The organism is Streptomyces sp. NPDC029296, from assembly GCF_055569255.1.
Genome location: NZ_JBVHXT010000011.1, coordinates 76,673 through 91,700, shown reverse-complemented (window position 1 = coordinate 91,700; position 15,028 = coordinate 76,673). Strand labels below are relative to the sequence as shown.

Below are 15,028 nucleotides of genomic sequence, written 5' to 3'. Positions count from 1 at the left end.
CGCTCGGCACCGACCCCGCCCGCCTCGACGCGCTCGGCCAGGCCGTCCAGGACGCCCTGGTGGAGACGCGCGGGGTGCCGCCCTCCGTCACACGTGCCTGCGCGGCCGGTACGCCCGCGGGGTACGGCGGGCCGCTCGGCCACGGCGAACCGGCGGCCCTGTCCCGTCAGTGGCCGGCGGCCGACTGCGACGCCGAGTCGCCCGGGGTGGCGGCCTCACCGGAGGCGCTGCCCGACGGGGTCGCCTCGCCGCTCTTCTCCGGCTTGCCGCTCGCGGAGGGGTTCGCGCCCGGCGCGCCGGACTTCGACGGCGAGGCGGACGCCGGCGCGGACGGGATCCGCGACGGGCCCCACTTGTCGAAGTAGCTGGTGGCCGGGACCACGAAGGCGCTCAGGCCCACCTTGCCGGTCCTGCTGAAGGTGAAGGTGATCTTCTGGGCGTCACCGTCCTTGACGGCCTCGCGGCCGCTGGGCAGTGTCGCGGAGGCGTTGCCCTTGCCGCCGAGGACCAGCGAGCCGCCCGCGGGGACGGTCACGCTCTTGCCCTTGGCGGGCTTCAGCTCGGCGGACGTGCCGCTGCCCAGGGTGACGGACTCCAGGGTCTCGGCGGTGTCGCCGGAGTTGAACAGGGTCGCGGAGACGACCGCGGGCCCCGTCGACTTCAGATCGGGCTGGGTGATGACCAGGGCGTTCTGGATCTTGATGGCGCCGACGCTGGTCGCCGCGTTGTCCGGCTGGATCTCCAGGGTCTGCGAGTCGTTGCCGGCGCCGCAGGCGGCGAGCGAGGCGATCGAGAAGACGATGGCGGAGGCGGCGAGGGCGCCGCGTCGAAGGCTGCTGCTCACGGCGGCGGCAACTCCTTGAACGCGCGGGCGGCTCCTCTGATAAAGCCGCCCTAAGTGTCTGTCAGCGCGCTTAGGTTACCGAGCCGTTCCCATGCCGCCGCACCCGACCCTCCCCCGAGGCCCGTCCATCCCTCCAGGTGGGGGTACCTCGCCGGGAGGAAGTGACTCCCCGGTCACGCCGGGGAGGCGTTCGCCCGGCATTCGCATAACGCGAGGTGCGCGCCTTGCGGCACCCCGCGCGAAATTTCCGTGAAGGAATGCGCGGCGCTCCCCGAAATTGATCACGGCACACCCGCCCGCCCGCCGTAGATCAATTTTGGAATCGGCTCACATCCACCGGTGGGCACCGAACGGAGTAGCGGAAGTCGCACGGCTGACACTGGACAAACCGGGACATTCATCCACTTGGAACATCGCCCCGAGGCGTGTAGCGTACGCGTTTCCCTTTGCCCGAAGAGCCCCTCCGACCTGCGAATACCCGCTTCCGTGGGGCCCTCGCAGCACGTCCCGGTTGCTGTTGTCAAGCCCCGAGATATGCCCTGACCTGCGAAAACGCCATTCAGAAGACGCCGTATCCGTGTTACCCTGGATAGCCACGGAAGGGGTACCTGTCACATGACGTTCAAGGTTGGCGACACCGTGGTCTATCCCCATCACGGGGCCGCGCTGATCGAGGCTATCGAAACTCGCCAGATCAAAGGCGTGGACAAGACCTACTTGGTGCTGAAGGTCGCCCAGGGTGACCTGACGGTACGTGTGCCAGCGGACAATGCGGAGTTCGTCGGCGTGCGTGATGTGGTCGGTCAGGACGGACTGGACCGAGTCTTCGAGGTGCTGCGCGCGCCGTACGCCGAGGAGCCCACGAACTGGTCCCGTCGCTACAAGGCAAACCTGGAGAAGCTCGCCTCCGGCGATGTCATCAAGGTCGCGGAAGTCGTGCGTGACCTGTGGCGTCGCGAGCGCGAGCGCGGACTCTCCGCCGGTGAGAAGCGCATGCTCGCCAAGGCCCGCCAGATCCTGGTGAGCGAGCTGGCGCTCGCGGAGAACACGAACGAGGACAAGGCCGAGGCCCTGCTCGACGAGGTGCTCGCCTCCTGACACGCAGCGGCAGCGAACCCTCGCTTCCGGCACGCCCAGCACAGCAGTGAAATGCCGCGGTGCCCGATGACACTGACCCTGTCGCCGGGCGCTGCGGCATCTTCGTCCCCGCAGGGCGTGCCTCGGGAAGCCTGTGGAACAACCCCCCGATACTCGGCGTGCCGGGCCCGGGCGGATGGCTCGACCAGGGTCACGGAAAGGGTCCGGTCAAGGCGTCGCGCCCGGCACTCCTCCAGGCCATACCCACGTAGGTCGAGCACACAAACCTGACAGGAACCGATGTCTGACGAATCGCGTCCCACGCCCGCGCAGAGCCCCGTCGCCGCCGTGATTCCCGCCGCCGGCCGGGGCGTGCGCCTCGGCCCGGGCGCCCCCAAGGCACTCCGCGCGCTGAACGGCACGCCCATGCTCATCCACGCGGTGCGCGCCCTCGCCGCGTCCCGCCACGTCTCCCTGGTGATCGTCGTGGCTCCGCCGGACGGCGCCGCCGAGGTGAAGTCGCTGCTCGACGCGCACGCGCTGCCGGAGAGGACCGACTTCCTGGTCGTCCCCGGCGGGGAGTCCCGCCAGGAGTCGGTGCGCCTCGGCCTGGACGCCCTGCCGCCGCAGTACGGCGTCGTGCTGGTCCACGACGCGGCCCGCCCGCTGGTCCCGGTCGAGACGGTCGACGCGGTCGTGGAGGCCGTACGCGACGGCGCCCCCGCCGTGGTGCCCGCGCTGCCGCTGGCCGACACGGTCAAGGAGGTCGAGCCCGCCACCGCGCCCGGCGACCCGGAGCCGGTCGTCGCCACCCCCGAGCGGGCCCGGCTGCGCGCCGTGCAGACCCCGCAGGGCTTCGACCGGGCCACCCTGGTCCGCGCCCACGAGAGCGTCACCGGGAACGTCACCGACGACGCGGGCATGGTCGAGCGGCTCGGGCTCACGGTCGTGGCCGTCCCCGGTCACGAGGAGGGCTTCAAGGTCACCCGCCCGCTGGACCTGGTCCTCGCCGAGGCGGTCCTGGCCCGCAGGAGGCTCACCGATGGCTTCTGAGGCACCGGCGCTTCCCCGGGTCGGCATCGGCACCGACATCCACGCCTTCGAGGAGGGCCGCGAACTGTGGTGCGCCGGCCTGAAGTGGGAGGGCGAGGGGCCCGGGCTGGCCGGCCACTCCGACGCCGACGTGGTCGCCCACGCGGCCTGCAACGCGCTGTTCTCCGCCGCCGGGCTCGGTGACCTGGGACAGCACTTCGGCACCGGCCGCCCCGAGTGGTCCGGTGCCTCCGGCACCACGCTGCTCGCCGAGGCCGCGCGGATCGTACGGGCGGCGGGCTTCGCCATCGGCAACGTCGCCGTCCAGGTGATCGGCCCCCGCCCGAAGATCGGCAAGCGCCGCGACGAGGCCGAGAAGATCCTCTCCGAGGCGGCCGGCGCGCCCGTGTCGGTCTCCGGCGCCACCACCGACGGCCTCGGCTTCCCCGGCCGCGAGGAGGGGCTGATGGCGGTCGCGACGGCCCTGGTGGCGCGGGTGAACTGACGGCGTGCGAGGGTACCCTCACGATCACCAGTGATCCCTGGACTCCGGAGGGTACCCATGTCCGCCGTACTGTCCGACCGCCTGAAGTCCGTGCTCGACGGCAAGGTGTTCATCGTCGTCGGCACCCTCCAGCCCGACGGCAGCCCGCAGCTGTCCCCGGTCTGGGTGAAGCGCGACGGCGACGACCTGCTCTTCTCCACCACCGTCGACCGCCGCAAGTACCTGAACCTCCAGCGCGACCCCCGGGTGACGGCCGTCGTCCTGAACCCCGAGTCCCCGTACGAGTACGCCGAGATCCGCGGCACCGCCGAGATGACGACGGACGACGGCCACGAACTCCTCGATGAGATCAGCCGCAAGTACACCGGCAAGGACTACAAGGACTTCAATCCCGCCTCGGTCGACGACGCCCAGCGGGTGGTCGTACGGATCCGGCCGCAGAAGGTCGTCGGAAGGCTGTGAGGAGGAGTTCCCCCGGGGAAGGCGCATGGCACCGCCATGCGCCCACTACTCTGGAGTGGTGACGATTCGCCTGTACGACACCAGCGCCCGGCAGATCCGTGACTTCACCCCGCTCAAGCCGGGCTGCGTCTCGATCTACCTGTGTGGCGCCACCGTGCAGGCGGCCCCTCACATCGGCCACATCCGCTCGGGTCTCAACTTCGACATCATGCGCCGCTGGTTCGCCTACCGCGGCTATGAGGTGACGTTCATCCGCAACGTCACCGACATCGACGACAAGATCATCACCAAGAGCCACGAGCAGCACCGGCCCTGGTGGTCGATCGGGTACGAGAACGAGCGCGCGTTCAACGAGGGCTACACCGCCCTTGGCTGCCTGCCGCCGACCTACGAGCCCCGCGCCACCGGCCACATCCCCGAGATGGTCGAGATGATGCGGGGCCTCATCGAGCGCGGGCACGCCTACGCGGCCGACGGCAACGTCTACTTCGACGTCCGGTCCTTCCCGCGCTACCTGGAGCTGTCCCGGCAGGAGCTGGACAACCTGCTCCAGCCGTCCGGCGAGGGCGAGACCGGCAAGCGGGACCCGCGCGACTTCGCCCTGTGGAAGGCGGTCAAGCCCGGCGAGCCGAGCTGGCCGACCCCCTGGGGCCCGGGCCGCCCCGGCTGGCACCTGGAGTGCTCGGCCATGGCCCACAAGTACCTGGGCAGCGCCTTCGACATCCACGGCGGCGGCCTCGACCTGATCTTCCCGCACCACGAGAACGAGATCGCCCAGGCCAAGGCCTACGGCGACGAGTTCGCCCGGTACTGGGTGCACAACGCCTGGGTCACCATGGCCGGCGACAAGATGTCCAAGTCGCTCGGCAACAGCGTCCTGGTCAGCGAGATGGTCAAGCAGTGGCGCCCGGTCGTGCTGCGCTACTACCTGGGCACCCCGCACTACCGCTCGATGATCGAGTACAGCGAGGAGTCCCTGCGCGAGGCCGAGTCCGCGTTCGCGCGGATCGAGGGCTTCGTCCAGCGGGTCACCGAGCTGGCCGGCAAGACCGTCGAGCCGGCCGACGAGGTCCCGCCCGCCTTCGCCGAGGCGATGGACGACGACCTGGGCGTCCCGCAGGCCCTCGCCGTCGTGCACACCACCGTCCGGCAGGGCAACAGCGCCCTCGCCGCCGACGACAAGGACGCCGCCGTCGCCCGGCTCGCCGAGGTGCGGGCCATGCTCGGCGTCCTCGGGCTCGACCCGCTCGACGCGCACTGGGCCGGCGAGGGCGGCGACCGGGGCGAGGATCTCCGGGGCGTGGTCGACGGCCTCGTCCGCCTGGTCCTCGACCAGCGCGAGTCCGCCCGCGCCCGCAAGGACTGGGCCACCGCCGACGCCATCCGGGACCAGCTCAAGGACTCCGGGCTCGTCATCGAGGACAGCCCCCAGGGCCCGCGCTGGAGCCTCGGCGCACGCTGACCGGCGACTGATCGACTGTGCCGCCCGGCCCTCCGGGCGGCACACTGCATAAGACGTACGTACGAAGCCTCAACGGAGACGGGTAACTCATGGCCGCGAACAACCGCCGCATGTCCGGCAAGAAGGGCGCGCAGGTCGGCAGCGGCGGCAAGCGGCGCCGGGGCCTGGAAGGAAAGGGCCCGACCCCGCCCGCCGAAATGCGCAAGGGGCACGCCAAGCAGCGCGCCGCCGCGTCCAAGGCGCGCCGCGCCCAGGGCCGCACCCAGCAGCGCCGGGGCGGCGGCAGGTCCGCCTCCGAGATGGTGGTGGGCCGCAACCCGGTGGTGGAGGCGCTGCGCGAGGGCGTCCCCGCCTCCACGCTCTATGTCCAGCAGTTCATCGACAACGACGAGCGGGTCCGCGAGGCCCTCCAGCTCGCCGCCGAGCGCGGCGGCATCAACCTCATGGAGGCCCCGCGCCCCGAGCTGGACCGCATGACCAACGGCCTCAACCACCAGGGCCTGGTCCTCCAGGTCCCGCCGTACGAGTACGCGCACCCCGAGGACCTGCTCGACGCCGCCGCCGAGGAGGGCGAGGACCCGCTGGTCGTCGCCCTGGACGGGGTCACCGACCCGCGCAACCTCGGCGCCGTCGTCCGCTCGGTCTCCGCCTTCGGCGGCCACGGAGTGGTCGTCCCCGAGCGCCGTTCGGCCGGCATGACCGCGGGCGCCTGGAAGACCTCCGCCGGTACGGCCGCCCGCACGCCGGTCGCCCGCGCCACCAACCTCACCCGGACCCTGGAGGCCTACAAGAAGGCCGGTCTCACGGTGGTCGGCCTGGCGGCCGACGGCGAGGCCGAACTCGGCGAGCTCCAGGCCCTGGAGGGCCCGGTGGTCATCGTCGTCGGCAGCGAGGGCAAGGGCCTGTCCCGCCTGGTCGGCGAGACCTGCGACGTCCGGGTGCGCATCCCGATGCCGGGCGGCGCGGAGTCGCTCAACGCGGGCGTGGCGGCCGGGATCGTGCTGTACGAGACGGCGCGCAGGCGGAGCTGACCGACGGCCCGGACGGGCTGAACACCCGTCCGGTGCCTCCCTCTTGCGGGCTGATTCGGGTGGTCATGACGGGGTGGGCACGGCCTTGACGGGGTCCGGACACATCCGGCCGGTCAAAGCAGTGTCCTAACACCACGTCACTCGGTTAGATGAGTGTGGACACCAGAACACCCCGCACACCCACGGGGGACCGCTCGTCGGGTATCGACGACGCTCCCGCGTTGAGCATGGTGAAGGTGCCGAGCGATCCGGCGCAGGTCATCGTCAATCACGCCAGCTTCCGCGTGCAGCTGGGCCCGGCGTCGAAGGGCACCCGGTCCCCCCGGATCACCCGGCATCTGAACGCCGCCCGCCAGGAGACCGCCCGCAGGCCGGTCCTGGGCACGGCGGGCCGGGCGGCCGACGCCACCGGCCGCCGCCGTCCCGTCGTCTGGAGCGGGCGGTCCGCCCCCGACGACACCGGCGCCCACCGGCTCCTCCAGGCCGTGCGGGGCAGCAGCGTCCGCCACGCCGGCGAGCCCGAGGCCGGCGCCACCCAGGTCACCCCGCGCGTGCAGACCGGCTACGCCGACACCCACACCGAACTGGACCGGACCGTGGAGACCCCGGTCGTCGGCCACCAGCGCACCGCCCCCGACGCCACCCGTCTCCTGCCGCACATGCGCACGGTCACCGGCGCCTACGACCCCCCGTCCCACCCCGACGCCGACCACGACCCGTACGACGCGTACCCGGCCGGACCCGGTCCGGACCCGGAGGAAGACGACCCGCGCCGCACCCGGCGCCAGAGCGACGACCCGGCCCGGCACGCCTACTTCCCGGGCCGCCGGATGAACCTGGGCGTGGTCCTGCTCCCGCTCAGGATCTTCCTGGGCTTCATCTCCATCTACGCCGGCATGGGCAAGCTGTGCGACCCCGTCTACTTCGACGGCGGCGAGCGCGGCTCCATGGTGAAGTGGCTCAACACCCTGCACCCGTGGGACGTGGCCGAGCCGCTGCGCCAGTTCGCGCTCCAGCACCCGGTCGGCTCCGGCCTGGTCATCGCCTTCCTCCAGGTCGTCGTCGGCGTCCTGACCATCCTGGGCTGCTGGCAGCGCGTGGCCGCGGTCCTCGGTGCCCTGCTCTCGGCCGCCCTGATCGTCACCGTCAGCTGGAAGACGGTCCCGGCCTACGACACGCCGGACATCATCTACCTGGCCGCCTGGTCCCCGCTGATCATCGCCGGCGCCCCCGTGTACTCGGTGGACGGCCGCCTCGCGGGCGGCGCCTGGCGGCGGCTCGGCCCCCGCTCCGACATCTGGGAGCTGCGCCGCTACGTACTGCGCCGCGGCGCGCTGATCACGGCCGTCACCGTCGGCCTGACCCTGCTCATCGGCTCCCTGCTGGGCGGCGCGGTCCGCGACTCCGGCCGCGTGGTCGTCCCCGGCCCCGGCGAGGCCCCCCGCAACCAGTTGCCCGGCTCCCCGCTCCCGCAGGAGCCCGGCAAGCGGCACAAGAAGACCCCGGCGGCCTCCGCCACGCCCACGGACGGTGCCACGGCCGGCGCGAGCCCCTCCCAGGCGATGACCCCGCCCGGCACCGGCCGCGCCACCACCGGGGCCACCACCGCGGCCCCGACCCAGACCCAGGGCACCACGGGCCAGGTCCCGCCGAGCCGGTCCGCGCCGACGGGCGGCGTCCCCAGCACCACGGCGGGCCCGTCCAGCACGGGCGGCACGACCACCACCGGCGGCACCACGTCGACCGGCGGCGCCACCACCGGCACCACCTCGGGCGGCTCCACGGCCACGGGCCAGCCGGGCCTGGTGGGCGGCCTGCTGGGCTGACGGGACCGAAGACGGCGAAAGGGGCCCCGCACCTCTCCGGTACGGGGCCCCTTTCGCCGTGCGGGCTAGCGGCTCAGGGCCGCCAGTTCCTTGGCCGCCTCGGTCAGGTCCTTCGCCGTGTCGATGGCCCGCCAGTACGCCCCCTGCGGGATGGGGAAGCCGGCCAGCTTGTTCTCCCGGGCCAGCCGGGGGAACGTCGTCCGCTCGTGGTCCCCCCGCTCGGGCAGCAGGGTGGCGAACTCGGGGGAGAACACGTACACGCCGGCGTTGATCTCGAACGTGGACGGCGGGGCCTCGATGAAGTCGGTGATGTGGCCGAACCCGTCGGTCTGCACCGCGCCCCAGGGAAGGCGCGGCCGGGCCAGCGCGAGGGTCGCCACGGCGTCGCGCTCGGTGTGGAAGTCGGCCATGTCCCGCAGGGAGAACCGCGTCCAGATGTCACCGTTGGTGGCGTACCAGGGCCGGTCGGGGTGGGGCAGCCGCGTGGCCGCGTAGCGCAGGCCGCCACCGCGGCCGAGGGGCTCGTTCTCGACGACGGTCGTGACGGAGACGGGCAGGTCGGCCGAGTCCAGCCAGTTCTGCAGGACGTCGGCGAGGTGGCCGCAGGAGACCACCACGTCCGTCACGCCCTCCTCGGCGAGCCAGGTGAGCTGGTGGCCGATGATCGGCGTGCCCGTGCCGGGGATCTCGACCATCGGCTTGGGCCGGTCGTCGGTGTAGGGACGCAGCCGCGAGCCCTGGCCACCGGCCAGGACCACGGCTTGAGTGGGGCGCGACGCGGCGCTCGGATGGGTCATGACCGCACTGTACGTGGCACCCCACCGCGCCCGGTCGGCGGCAACGGCCCGCGCGGGCGCCGCGGCGGCGTGCGGCGGCAACGACAGGCGCGGCCCCGTCACGGTGGGGCGGCGGGGAGGGGCCGCGCGCCTGCCACGGCGGAGTGGTGGGGACGGGCCGCGCGCCTGCCGCGGCGGGGCGGTGGCGAAGGGCCCGTACGCCGTGGTGGGCGGCGGAGAGAGGCCCCTGCCCCGCCGTGACGGGGTGCGGGCACGGGTCCTGACGGCTCACACGGCGGGTGGCGGCGAAGGGTTCGCGTCCGCCGTGGCGTGGTGGCACGGGTCCGCACGGGGCACCGAGGGGTGGTGGCTGGTCCGTGTGCCCGGCGTGGTGGGGCGACGGTGAGAGGTCCGTGCCCCGCCGTGGCGGGGTCGGCTGGCACGGCGGGTGGCGGTGAAGGGTTCGCGTCCGCCGTGGCGTGGGTCCGCGCGGGGCGCCGAGGGGTGGTGGCTGGTCCGTGTGCCCGGCGTGATGGGGCGGCGGAGAGAGGCCCGTGCCCCGCCGTGACGAGGTCGGCTGGCACGGCGGGTGGCGGCGAAGGGTTCGCGTCCGCCGTGGCGTGGGTCCGCGCGAGGCGCCGAGGGGTGGCGACGGAGAGAGGTCCGTGCCCCGCCGTGGCGGGGCACGGCAACGCGGCCTGACGGCTGCCGCGGTGCGGGCGGCGCGCCGTCACGGCGGGGCCGCCGCCGGGCCTCCGGGTCAGCTGCGCGCCGCCAGGACGCCCGAGGCGAAGGCCGTGTCGCACACCGGCCGGGCGTAGGACTGGGCGCGCGGGGCGCCGTAGATGCGCACCGCTGCCGTGCCGAGGGCGCGGGCGATGGAGGAGCAGTGCCGGGCGAGCGCGGGGCGTCCGTTGACGGCCCGCTGGAGGTGGGTGAGCACCACGCCGGGGTCCTTGTGCTGGAGCTCGCTCATCAGTTGCTCGCGGAGCACGTCCTGCGGTGCGCGGGCGGCCGTCCGGGCGGGGATCGCCGCCGACGTCACGTCGGAGGCGGCCAGCACCGAGCCGGCGGGGCTCCCCGTCCAGTTGACCCGGGTGACCGCGAGGGTTCCGGAGAGCACCATGACGACGGGCAGGACGAGGGCGAGAGTGCGGCCGATCCGGCGGGCAGGGCCGCCCCGGTGGCCGCGTCGCGTCTGTGGGGTGGTGGAGTGCTTCACGCGTGTGAGGGTAGCGCCCGGTAATGACCTGGAGACAATGCGTCACCCCTTCGGGGGATGAGGGAGCACGGATTTCCGGGTAACGGGGTTGACGAAGCGGCCCACGGAAAGGGCCGGGCGGCCCACGGAAAGGGCCCCGCACGCCGAGCGCGCGGGGCCCTTCCGGTGCGTTGGGACCGTCAGTCGGTCAGCCGCTCGCCGGTGGAGGTGGAGAACACGTGGGTCTCGCCCGGCCGCGGCACGACGTGCAGCGTGGCGCCCTTCTCCGGCACGGCGCGGCTGTTGACGCGGACCACGAGGTCCCTGCGCTCGCCGCCGACCTCGACGGTGCCGTAGACGTAGCCGTCGGCGCCGGTCTCCTCCACGACGTTCACCGACACGGCGAGGCCGGCCGGGGCGTCGGCGGTGTCCTTCGTCAGGGACGCGGCGGCGCCGCCGTTCAGCTCGACCACGTCGAAGTGCTCGGGACGGACACCGACGGTGACCGTGCGGTCGCCCCTGTCGGCGGCGGCCTTCAGGGCCTCCCGGTTGACCGGGACGACGCTGTTGCCGAACTTCACGCCGCCGTCGGTGATCGGGACCTCGACCAGGTTCATGGCGGGGGAGCCGATGAAGCCGGCGACGAAGAGGTTCGCGGGCTTGTCGTACATGTTCCGCGGCGAGTCGACCTGCTGGAGCAGACCGTCCTTGAGGACCGCCACGCGGTCGCCCATCGTCATGGCCTCGACCTGGTCGTGGGTGACGTAGACGGTGGTGATGCCCAGCCGGCGCTGGAGCGAGGCGATCTGCGTACGGGTGGAGACACGCAGCTTGGCGTCCAGGTTGGACAGCGGCTCGTCCATGAGGAAGACCTGCGGCTCGCGCACGATGGCGCGGCCCATGGCGACACGCTGGCGCTGACCGCCGGAGAGCGCCTTCGGCTTGCGGTCCAGGTACTCGCTGAGGTCGAGGATCTTCGCGGCCTCCTCGACCTTCTGCCGGATCTCCGCCTTCGGCACGCCGGCGATCTTGAGCGCGAAGCCCATGTTGTCGGCGACCGTCATGTGCGGGTACAGGGCGTAGTTCTGGAACACCATGGCGATGTCCCGGTCCTTGGGCGGCAGGTGCGTGACGTCGCGGTCACCGATGCGGATGGCGCCGCCGTTGACGTCCTCCAGGCCCGCGAGCATGCGCAGCGAGGTGGACTTGCCGCAACCGGACGGGCCGACCAGGACGAGGAACTCGCCGTCCTCGATCGCGATGTCGAGCGCGTCGACGGCGGGCTTGTCGGAACCCGGGTAGATCCGGGTCGCCTTGTCGAACGTGACTGTGGCCATGGTGAAGGGCCCCCTTCTACCGGCAGGAACGTGCCGGACGATCCGTTGTAGGAAGGTGGTTGGAGTAGTCCACCGGGGTGAACTGGACCGAGACGCTACCTGGCGATCACCTGCCGTGTCAGTACTTCGGCCCTGGTGAACTTCGCGGAAATTTTCGACAGGACGCCTCCCGGACCTGGGTACACTGCACGAGCACCCCGGTGCGCGCCTCCTTAGCTCAGCTGGTCAGAGCGCCGCTCTTGTAAAGCGAAGGTCGTCGGTTCGAATCCGACAGGGGGCTCCGGCAAGCCCGGGTGGGACCCGCTCCCACCTGGGCTTTTCTCATGCCAGCAGGCGGGCGATCTCCAGCTGGCGGGCCTCGACGGGGCGGCCGTCCTCGATGTCCCACAGGGCGTTCTGCAGCAGCCGGCCGAAGGTCCAGGCGCGGGCCCTGGCCCGGTCCAGGCCGAGGACGTCGGTCATCGCGTCGAAACGCCAGCGGACCTCGGCCGCCTCGAACCGGTTGTCCAGGGCGGGCCACAGCTCGAAGCCGGGGTCGCCGGCCAGCGGCTTGGGGTCGATGGCGAGCCAGTCGGCGCGCCCGGCGGCCAGCACGTTCTCGTCGTGCAGGTCCCAGTGCAGCAGCCGGTCGCCGGGTTCGGCGGCGACCTCGCGGACGGCGGCGGCGCAGTCGGCGACGATCCGGCGGGCCCCGGGGTCGGGGATGCGTTCCAGCGCCCGGGGGGTCCGCTCCAGCATGGACGCGGTGATGTCGCCGAGCCGGCGCAGTCCGGGCGGGGCCGGGAAGGACGTGAGATGGGCCAGCAGCCGGGCGATGACCAGGACCGCCTGGCGGGTGTCGGCGAGGTGGGCCAGCATCCGGCCCTCGTCCAGGCGCTCCAGGAGCATGGTGCCGGTGGCGGGGTCGTGGTCGAGGAGCCGTACGGCCCCGTCGCCGTCCCAGGCACGCAGCGCGACCGGCTCGCCCTCGCTCTCCTCGTCGAGCAGCTGGAGCTTGAGGACGGCGCGGAGGCCGTCGGCGCGGACCACCGGCAGCACCAGGGCGCTGACGCCGTGCATGGACGGCCCGTCGAGCCGCAGCTCCCAACGGTCCAGGAAACCGGCCGCGAGGTCCGGCAGCGCGGTGATGAACGCCTTGCCCGTCGCGCCGTTGTACATCTCCTGTGCCTCGGCGAGCTTCGCGGGAATGTCGATCACCGGTCGGACGATACCGGCGTGCGTCAATCGGCTCATGCGATTTAACCGGGGCCTGGGCCGGGCGTGGGCATACGTCCGCGCCGCTCCCGGCACCCATGTGTGGCTGGGGGTGCTGTTCGTCACGACCGTGGTGCTGCACTCCATGCCGCCCGAGTTCGAGGAGAACTTCCTGCGGCACCGGTCGACCAACCTGCACGAGCTGTCGCGCAGCCCGGTGCGGGTGCTGGTGGCGAGCGCGATGTGGATCGAGAGCGGGCACTGGCTGCCGTACGCCTTCCTGTACACGGTGTTCCACGCGCCGGCCGAACGCTGGCTGGGCACGGCCCGCTGGCTCGCGGTGTGCGCGCTCGCCCACGTGGCGGCGTCGCTGGCGAGCGAGGCCGTGCTGCTGGCGGCGATCCGCACGGGCCGGGCCCCGCCCGCGTCCGTCGACACCCTGGACATCGGGGTCAGTTACGCGCTGGCGGGGGTGATCGCGGTGCTCTGCTACCGGCTCCCGGCGCCCTGGCGGTACGGGTATCTGGCGGCGGTGCTCGCCGTGTTCGCGCTGCCGCTGGCCGCCGGGCCCACCTTCACGGACGCCGGGCACCTCCTGGCCGCGCTGCTCGGGCTCGCCTGCCGTCCGCTGGTCAGGGGGCGGGGAGAAGCACGGAATCCGAAGGAGACACCGGTCCGGGCCAGGGGTTGACGGCCCGGCCATGAACAGCTCGGCAAGCAGCGCCGTCGATCGAGCACGCCTGGTCGGGGTCCTCGGCGTGCCGCGCGACTGGCGCGCCACCGTCACGCTGGACCGCTCCGCCGGGCTCGGCTGGGCGGGCGGACCGAGCCGACGGAGCTGCCCCGGGTGGGCCACCGGGCCCGCAAGGGGGAGCCGGAACCCCTGCGCCGGCTGGGCGTGCGGGGCATGTACGCCACCTACCGCGCCGCCGACCGGCGCGAACGCCGCTATCCGGACCTGCGGTCCTCGCGGCCGGCCCGGCTGGCGGACCGGGTGGCGGGCCGCCACCGACCGGGACCGGCCCGGCTCCTCAGGCGTGCCTCAGGCCGAGGGCGGGCCGGCCCAGGATCAACGACACGGCGGTGACGGCGCTGTTGAAGGACACCTCCGCGAGCACGCCCGGGGCCGCCACCTGGTCGCCCACGAGGTACACGCCGTCGCCGCGGTCCACGGCCGGGCGGTCCCGCCAGGTGCGGCCCGGCAGGTCCACGGCCCCGGTGCGGCCGTCCGCCACGGACTCCCGCCGCCAGGTCACCCGCTCCCGCCAGCCCCGGAACCCCAGGTCGAGCAGGCACTCGGCACGGGCCGCCCCGTCGGCGCGATGCCGACCGGGCCCGATCGGGAACTGCCCCTGGATCAGCTGCTCCCCGGCCGGGGCGAGGGACGGGTCCTGCGCGGTGAACCGCTCGATCCAGCCCGGCGCGTCGAGGTCGGAGACCGCGAAGGCGTCCCCGCGCCGGGTGCGTACGGCGAGGTCGACGAGGACGGTACGGCCGCCCGGCCAGGCCAGCGAGTCGTCGCCGAGCAGCCGCCGGGCGGCGGGCAGGGCGGTGGCGACGACGACCGGAGTGCCCTCGGGCAGGGCGTCCACCCGGGCGCTCGTCTCGATCCGCACGCCCAGGTTCCACGCCCGCGCGGCCAACCGCTCGACGACCGCGCCCCAGCCGCCGCGCGGATAGTGCGCCTCCGGCGGCAGCTTGGCGGCCCGGCGCAGCCGCTCCTGCACGAAGGCGGCGGACAGGCCGCCCGGGTCGTGGTGGAAGAGGGCGACGGCCGCGTAGTGGGCCGCCGCGCGGGCGCCCTCCTCGCCGGCGATCCCGGTCGCCCAGCTCAGGAAGTCGGTGTCGACGGGGGCCGGGCCGAGGCGTGGCCGCAGCAGTTTGAGCATGCCGAAGGGCGGGGTGCGGCGCAGCGCGCCGTGGTGGCGCAGCCGCAGCCGGGCGGCCTCCAGCGGCGGCAGGGCGGCGAGCGGGCCGAGCAGGTCCCGCTGCCGCAGCCAGGTCCAGTGCGGGCCGCCGGAGTAGAGGGCGTGCGGCCCCTCGTTGGCGTGGTACGGCCCCGGTGCCGTCCGGGCCCGCCCGCCGAGGGTGCGGTGGGCCTCGTACACGGTGACCTTGGCCCCGGCCTCGGCGGCGGTGATCGCGGCGGTGAGCCCGGCGAAGCCGCCGCCGACGACGGTGATGTGGCGCATCAAGTCTCCTGGAATCGGTCCGTCTCCTTGACCGGTACGACGGCCGGGGGCCCGCCGGATGTGACATCGCGGCGTTCGCGCAGCTCAGG

Annotated in this window: 14 protein-coding genes, 1 tRNA gene and 1 pseudogene; 10 read left to right on the top strand and 6 right to left on the bottom strand. The window is 73.3% G+C overall.

The features are described 5' to 3' along the window. Positions 1 to 166: 166 nt before the first annotated feature. Positions 167 to 844, bottom strand: coding sequence for a copper chaperone PCu(A)C domain-containing protein (locus ACZ4W9_RS12325; RefSeq protein ID WP_467935060.1), 678 nt, complete (start codon positions 842 to 844; stop codon positions 167 to 169). A 615-nt stretch (positions 845 to 1,459) separates the two neighbouring features. Here ACZ4W9_RS12325 and ACZ4W9_RS12320 point away from each other — a divergent pair. From ACZ4W9_RS12320 to ACZ4W9_RS12290, 7 genes are all read left to right on the top strand, one after another. Further along, on the top strand, positions 1,460 to 1,942 hold the full coding sequence (locus tag ACZ4W9_RS12320; RefSeq protein ID WP_003953493.1) for a CarD family transcriptional regulator: 483 nt from the start codon (positions 1,460 to 1,462) through the stop codon (positions 1,940 to 1,942). A gap of 279 nt (positions 1,943 to 2,221) precedes the next feature. Next, positions 2,222 to 2,974, top strand: coding sequence for a 2-C-methyl-D-erythritol 4-phosphate cytidylyltransferase (gene ispD, locus ACZ4W9_RS12315; RefSeq protein WP_467935059.1), 753 nt, complete (start codon positions 2,222 to 2,224; stop codon positions 2,972 to 2,974). Further along, positions 2,964 to 3,458, top strand: coding sequence for a 2-C-methyl-D-erythritol 2,4-cyclodiphosphate synthase (gene ispF, locus ACZ4W9_RS12310; protein ID WP_467935058.1), 495 nt, complete (start codon positions 2,964 to 2,966; stop codon positions 3,456 to 3,458). The genes ispD and ispF overlap by 11 nt, the downstream gene beginning before the upstream one ends. 57 nt (positions 3,459 to 3,515) lie before the next feature. Then, complete coding sequence (locus ACZ4W9_RS12305) at positions 3,516 to 3,920, top strand: PPOX class F420-dependent oxidoreductase (RefSeq protein WP_467935056.1); 405 nt, start codon at positions 3,516 to 3,518, stop codon at positions 3,918 to 3,920. A 58-nt stretch (positions 3,921 to 3,978) separates the two neighbouring features. Next, the gene (cysS, locus tag ACZ4W9_RS12300; RefSeq protein WP_467935055.1) at positions 3,979 to 5,382 is read left to right on the top strand and encodes a cysteine--tRNA ligase; all 1,404 of its coding nucleotides are present in this window, start codon (positions 3,979 to 3,981) and stop codon (positions 5,380 to 5,382) included. A gap of 89 nt (positions 5,383 to 5,471) precedes the next feature. Then, a complete protein-coding gene (gene rlmB / locus ACZ4W9_RS12295) occupies positions 5,472 to 6,413 on the top strand; it encodes a 23S rRNA (guanosine(2251)-2'-O)-methyltransferase RlmB (RefSeq protein WP_467935054.1) in 942 nt (313 codons plus the stop codon). 149 nt (positions 6,414 to 6,562) lie between these two features. Next, entirely contained in the window at positions 6,563 to 8,239 is a 1,677-nt protein-coding gene (locus tag ACZ4W9_RS12290; RefSeq protein ID WP_467935052.1) for a DoxX family protein, read from the top strand. A 65-nt stretch (positions 8,240 to 8,304) separates the two neighbouring features. Here the strand turns inward: ACZ4W9_RS12290 and ACZ4W9_RS12285 are convergent, their stop codons facing one another. From ACZ4W9_RS12285 to msiK, 3 genes are all read right to left on the bottom strand, one after another. Continuing rightward, positions 8,305 to 9,036: a nucleotidyltransferase family protein gene (locus tag ACZ4W9_RS12285; protein WP_358687785.1), complete on the bottom strand. Its 732-nt coding sequence runs from the start codon at positions 9,034 to 9,036 to the stop codon at positions 8,305 to 8,307. A 739-nt stretch (positions 9,037 to 9,775) separates the two neighbouring features. Continuing rightward, a complete protein-coding gene (locus ACZ4W9_RS12280) occupies positions 9,776 to 10,237 on the bottom strand; it encodes a hypothetical protein (RefSeq protein ID WP_467935051.1) in 462 nt (153 codons plus the stop codon). Between the two features lie 179 nt (positions 10,238 to 10,416). Further along, positions 10,417 to 11,553, bottom strand: coding sequence for a diacetylchitobiose ABC transporter ATP-binding protein MsiK (gene msiK, locus ACZ4W9_RS12275; protein WP_467935050.1), 1,137 nt, complete (start codon positions 11,551 to 11,553; stop codon positions 10,417 to 10,419). A gap of 206 nt (positions 11,554 to 11,759) precedes the next feature. Between msiK and ACZ4W9_RS12270 the strand changes: the two genes are divergently transcribed. After that, positions 11,760 to 11,833 (top strand) — tRNA-Thr (locus ACZ4W9_RS12270). 41 nt (positions 11,834 to 11,874) lie between these two features. On the opposite strand, the gene ACZ4W9_RS12265 is transcribed toward ACZ4W9_RS12270, so the two are convergent. Continuing rightward, the gene (locus tag ACZ4W9_RS12265) at positions 11,875 to 12,786 is read right to left on the bottom strand and encodes an aminoglycoside phosphotransferase family protein (RefSeq protein WP_467935048.1); all 912 of its coding nucleotides are present in this window, start codon (positions 12,784 to 12,786) and stop codon (positions 11,875 to 11,877) included. Here ACZ4W9_RS12265 and ACZ4W9_RS12260 point away from each other — a divergent pair. Then, a complete protein-coding gene (locus tag ACZ4W9_RS12260; RefSeq protein WP_467935047.1) occupies positions 12,785 to 13,438 on the top strand; it encodes a rhomboid-like protein in 654 nt (217 codons plus the stop codon). The genes ACZ4W9_RS12265 and ACZ4W9_RS12260 overlap by 2 nt on opposite strands. 26 nt (positions 13,439 to 13,464) lie before the next feature. Next, positions 13,465 to 13,834 (top strand): annotated as a pseudogene (locus tag ACZ4W9_RS12255) (hypothetical protein); the annotation flags it as partial. On the opposite strand, the gene ACZ4W9_RS12250 reads toward ACZ4W9_RS12255, so the two are convergent. After that, positions 13,779 to 14,954 (bottom strand): FAD-dependent oxidoreductase, encoded by a 1,176-nt coding sequence (locus ACZ4W9_RS12250; RefSeq protein ID WP_467935186.1) that lies wholly within the window; start codon positions 14,952 to 14,954, stop codon positions 13,779 to 13,781. The pseudogene ACZ4W9_RS12255 and the gene ACZ4W9_RS12250 overlap by 56 nt on opposite strands. Positions 14,955 to 15,028: the final 74 nt, after the last annotated feature.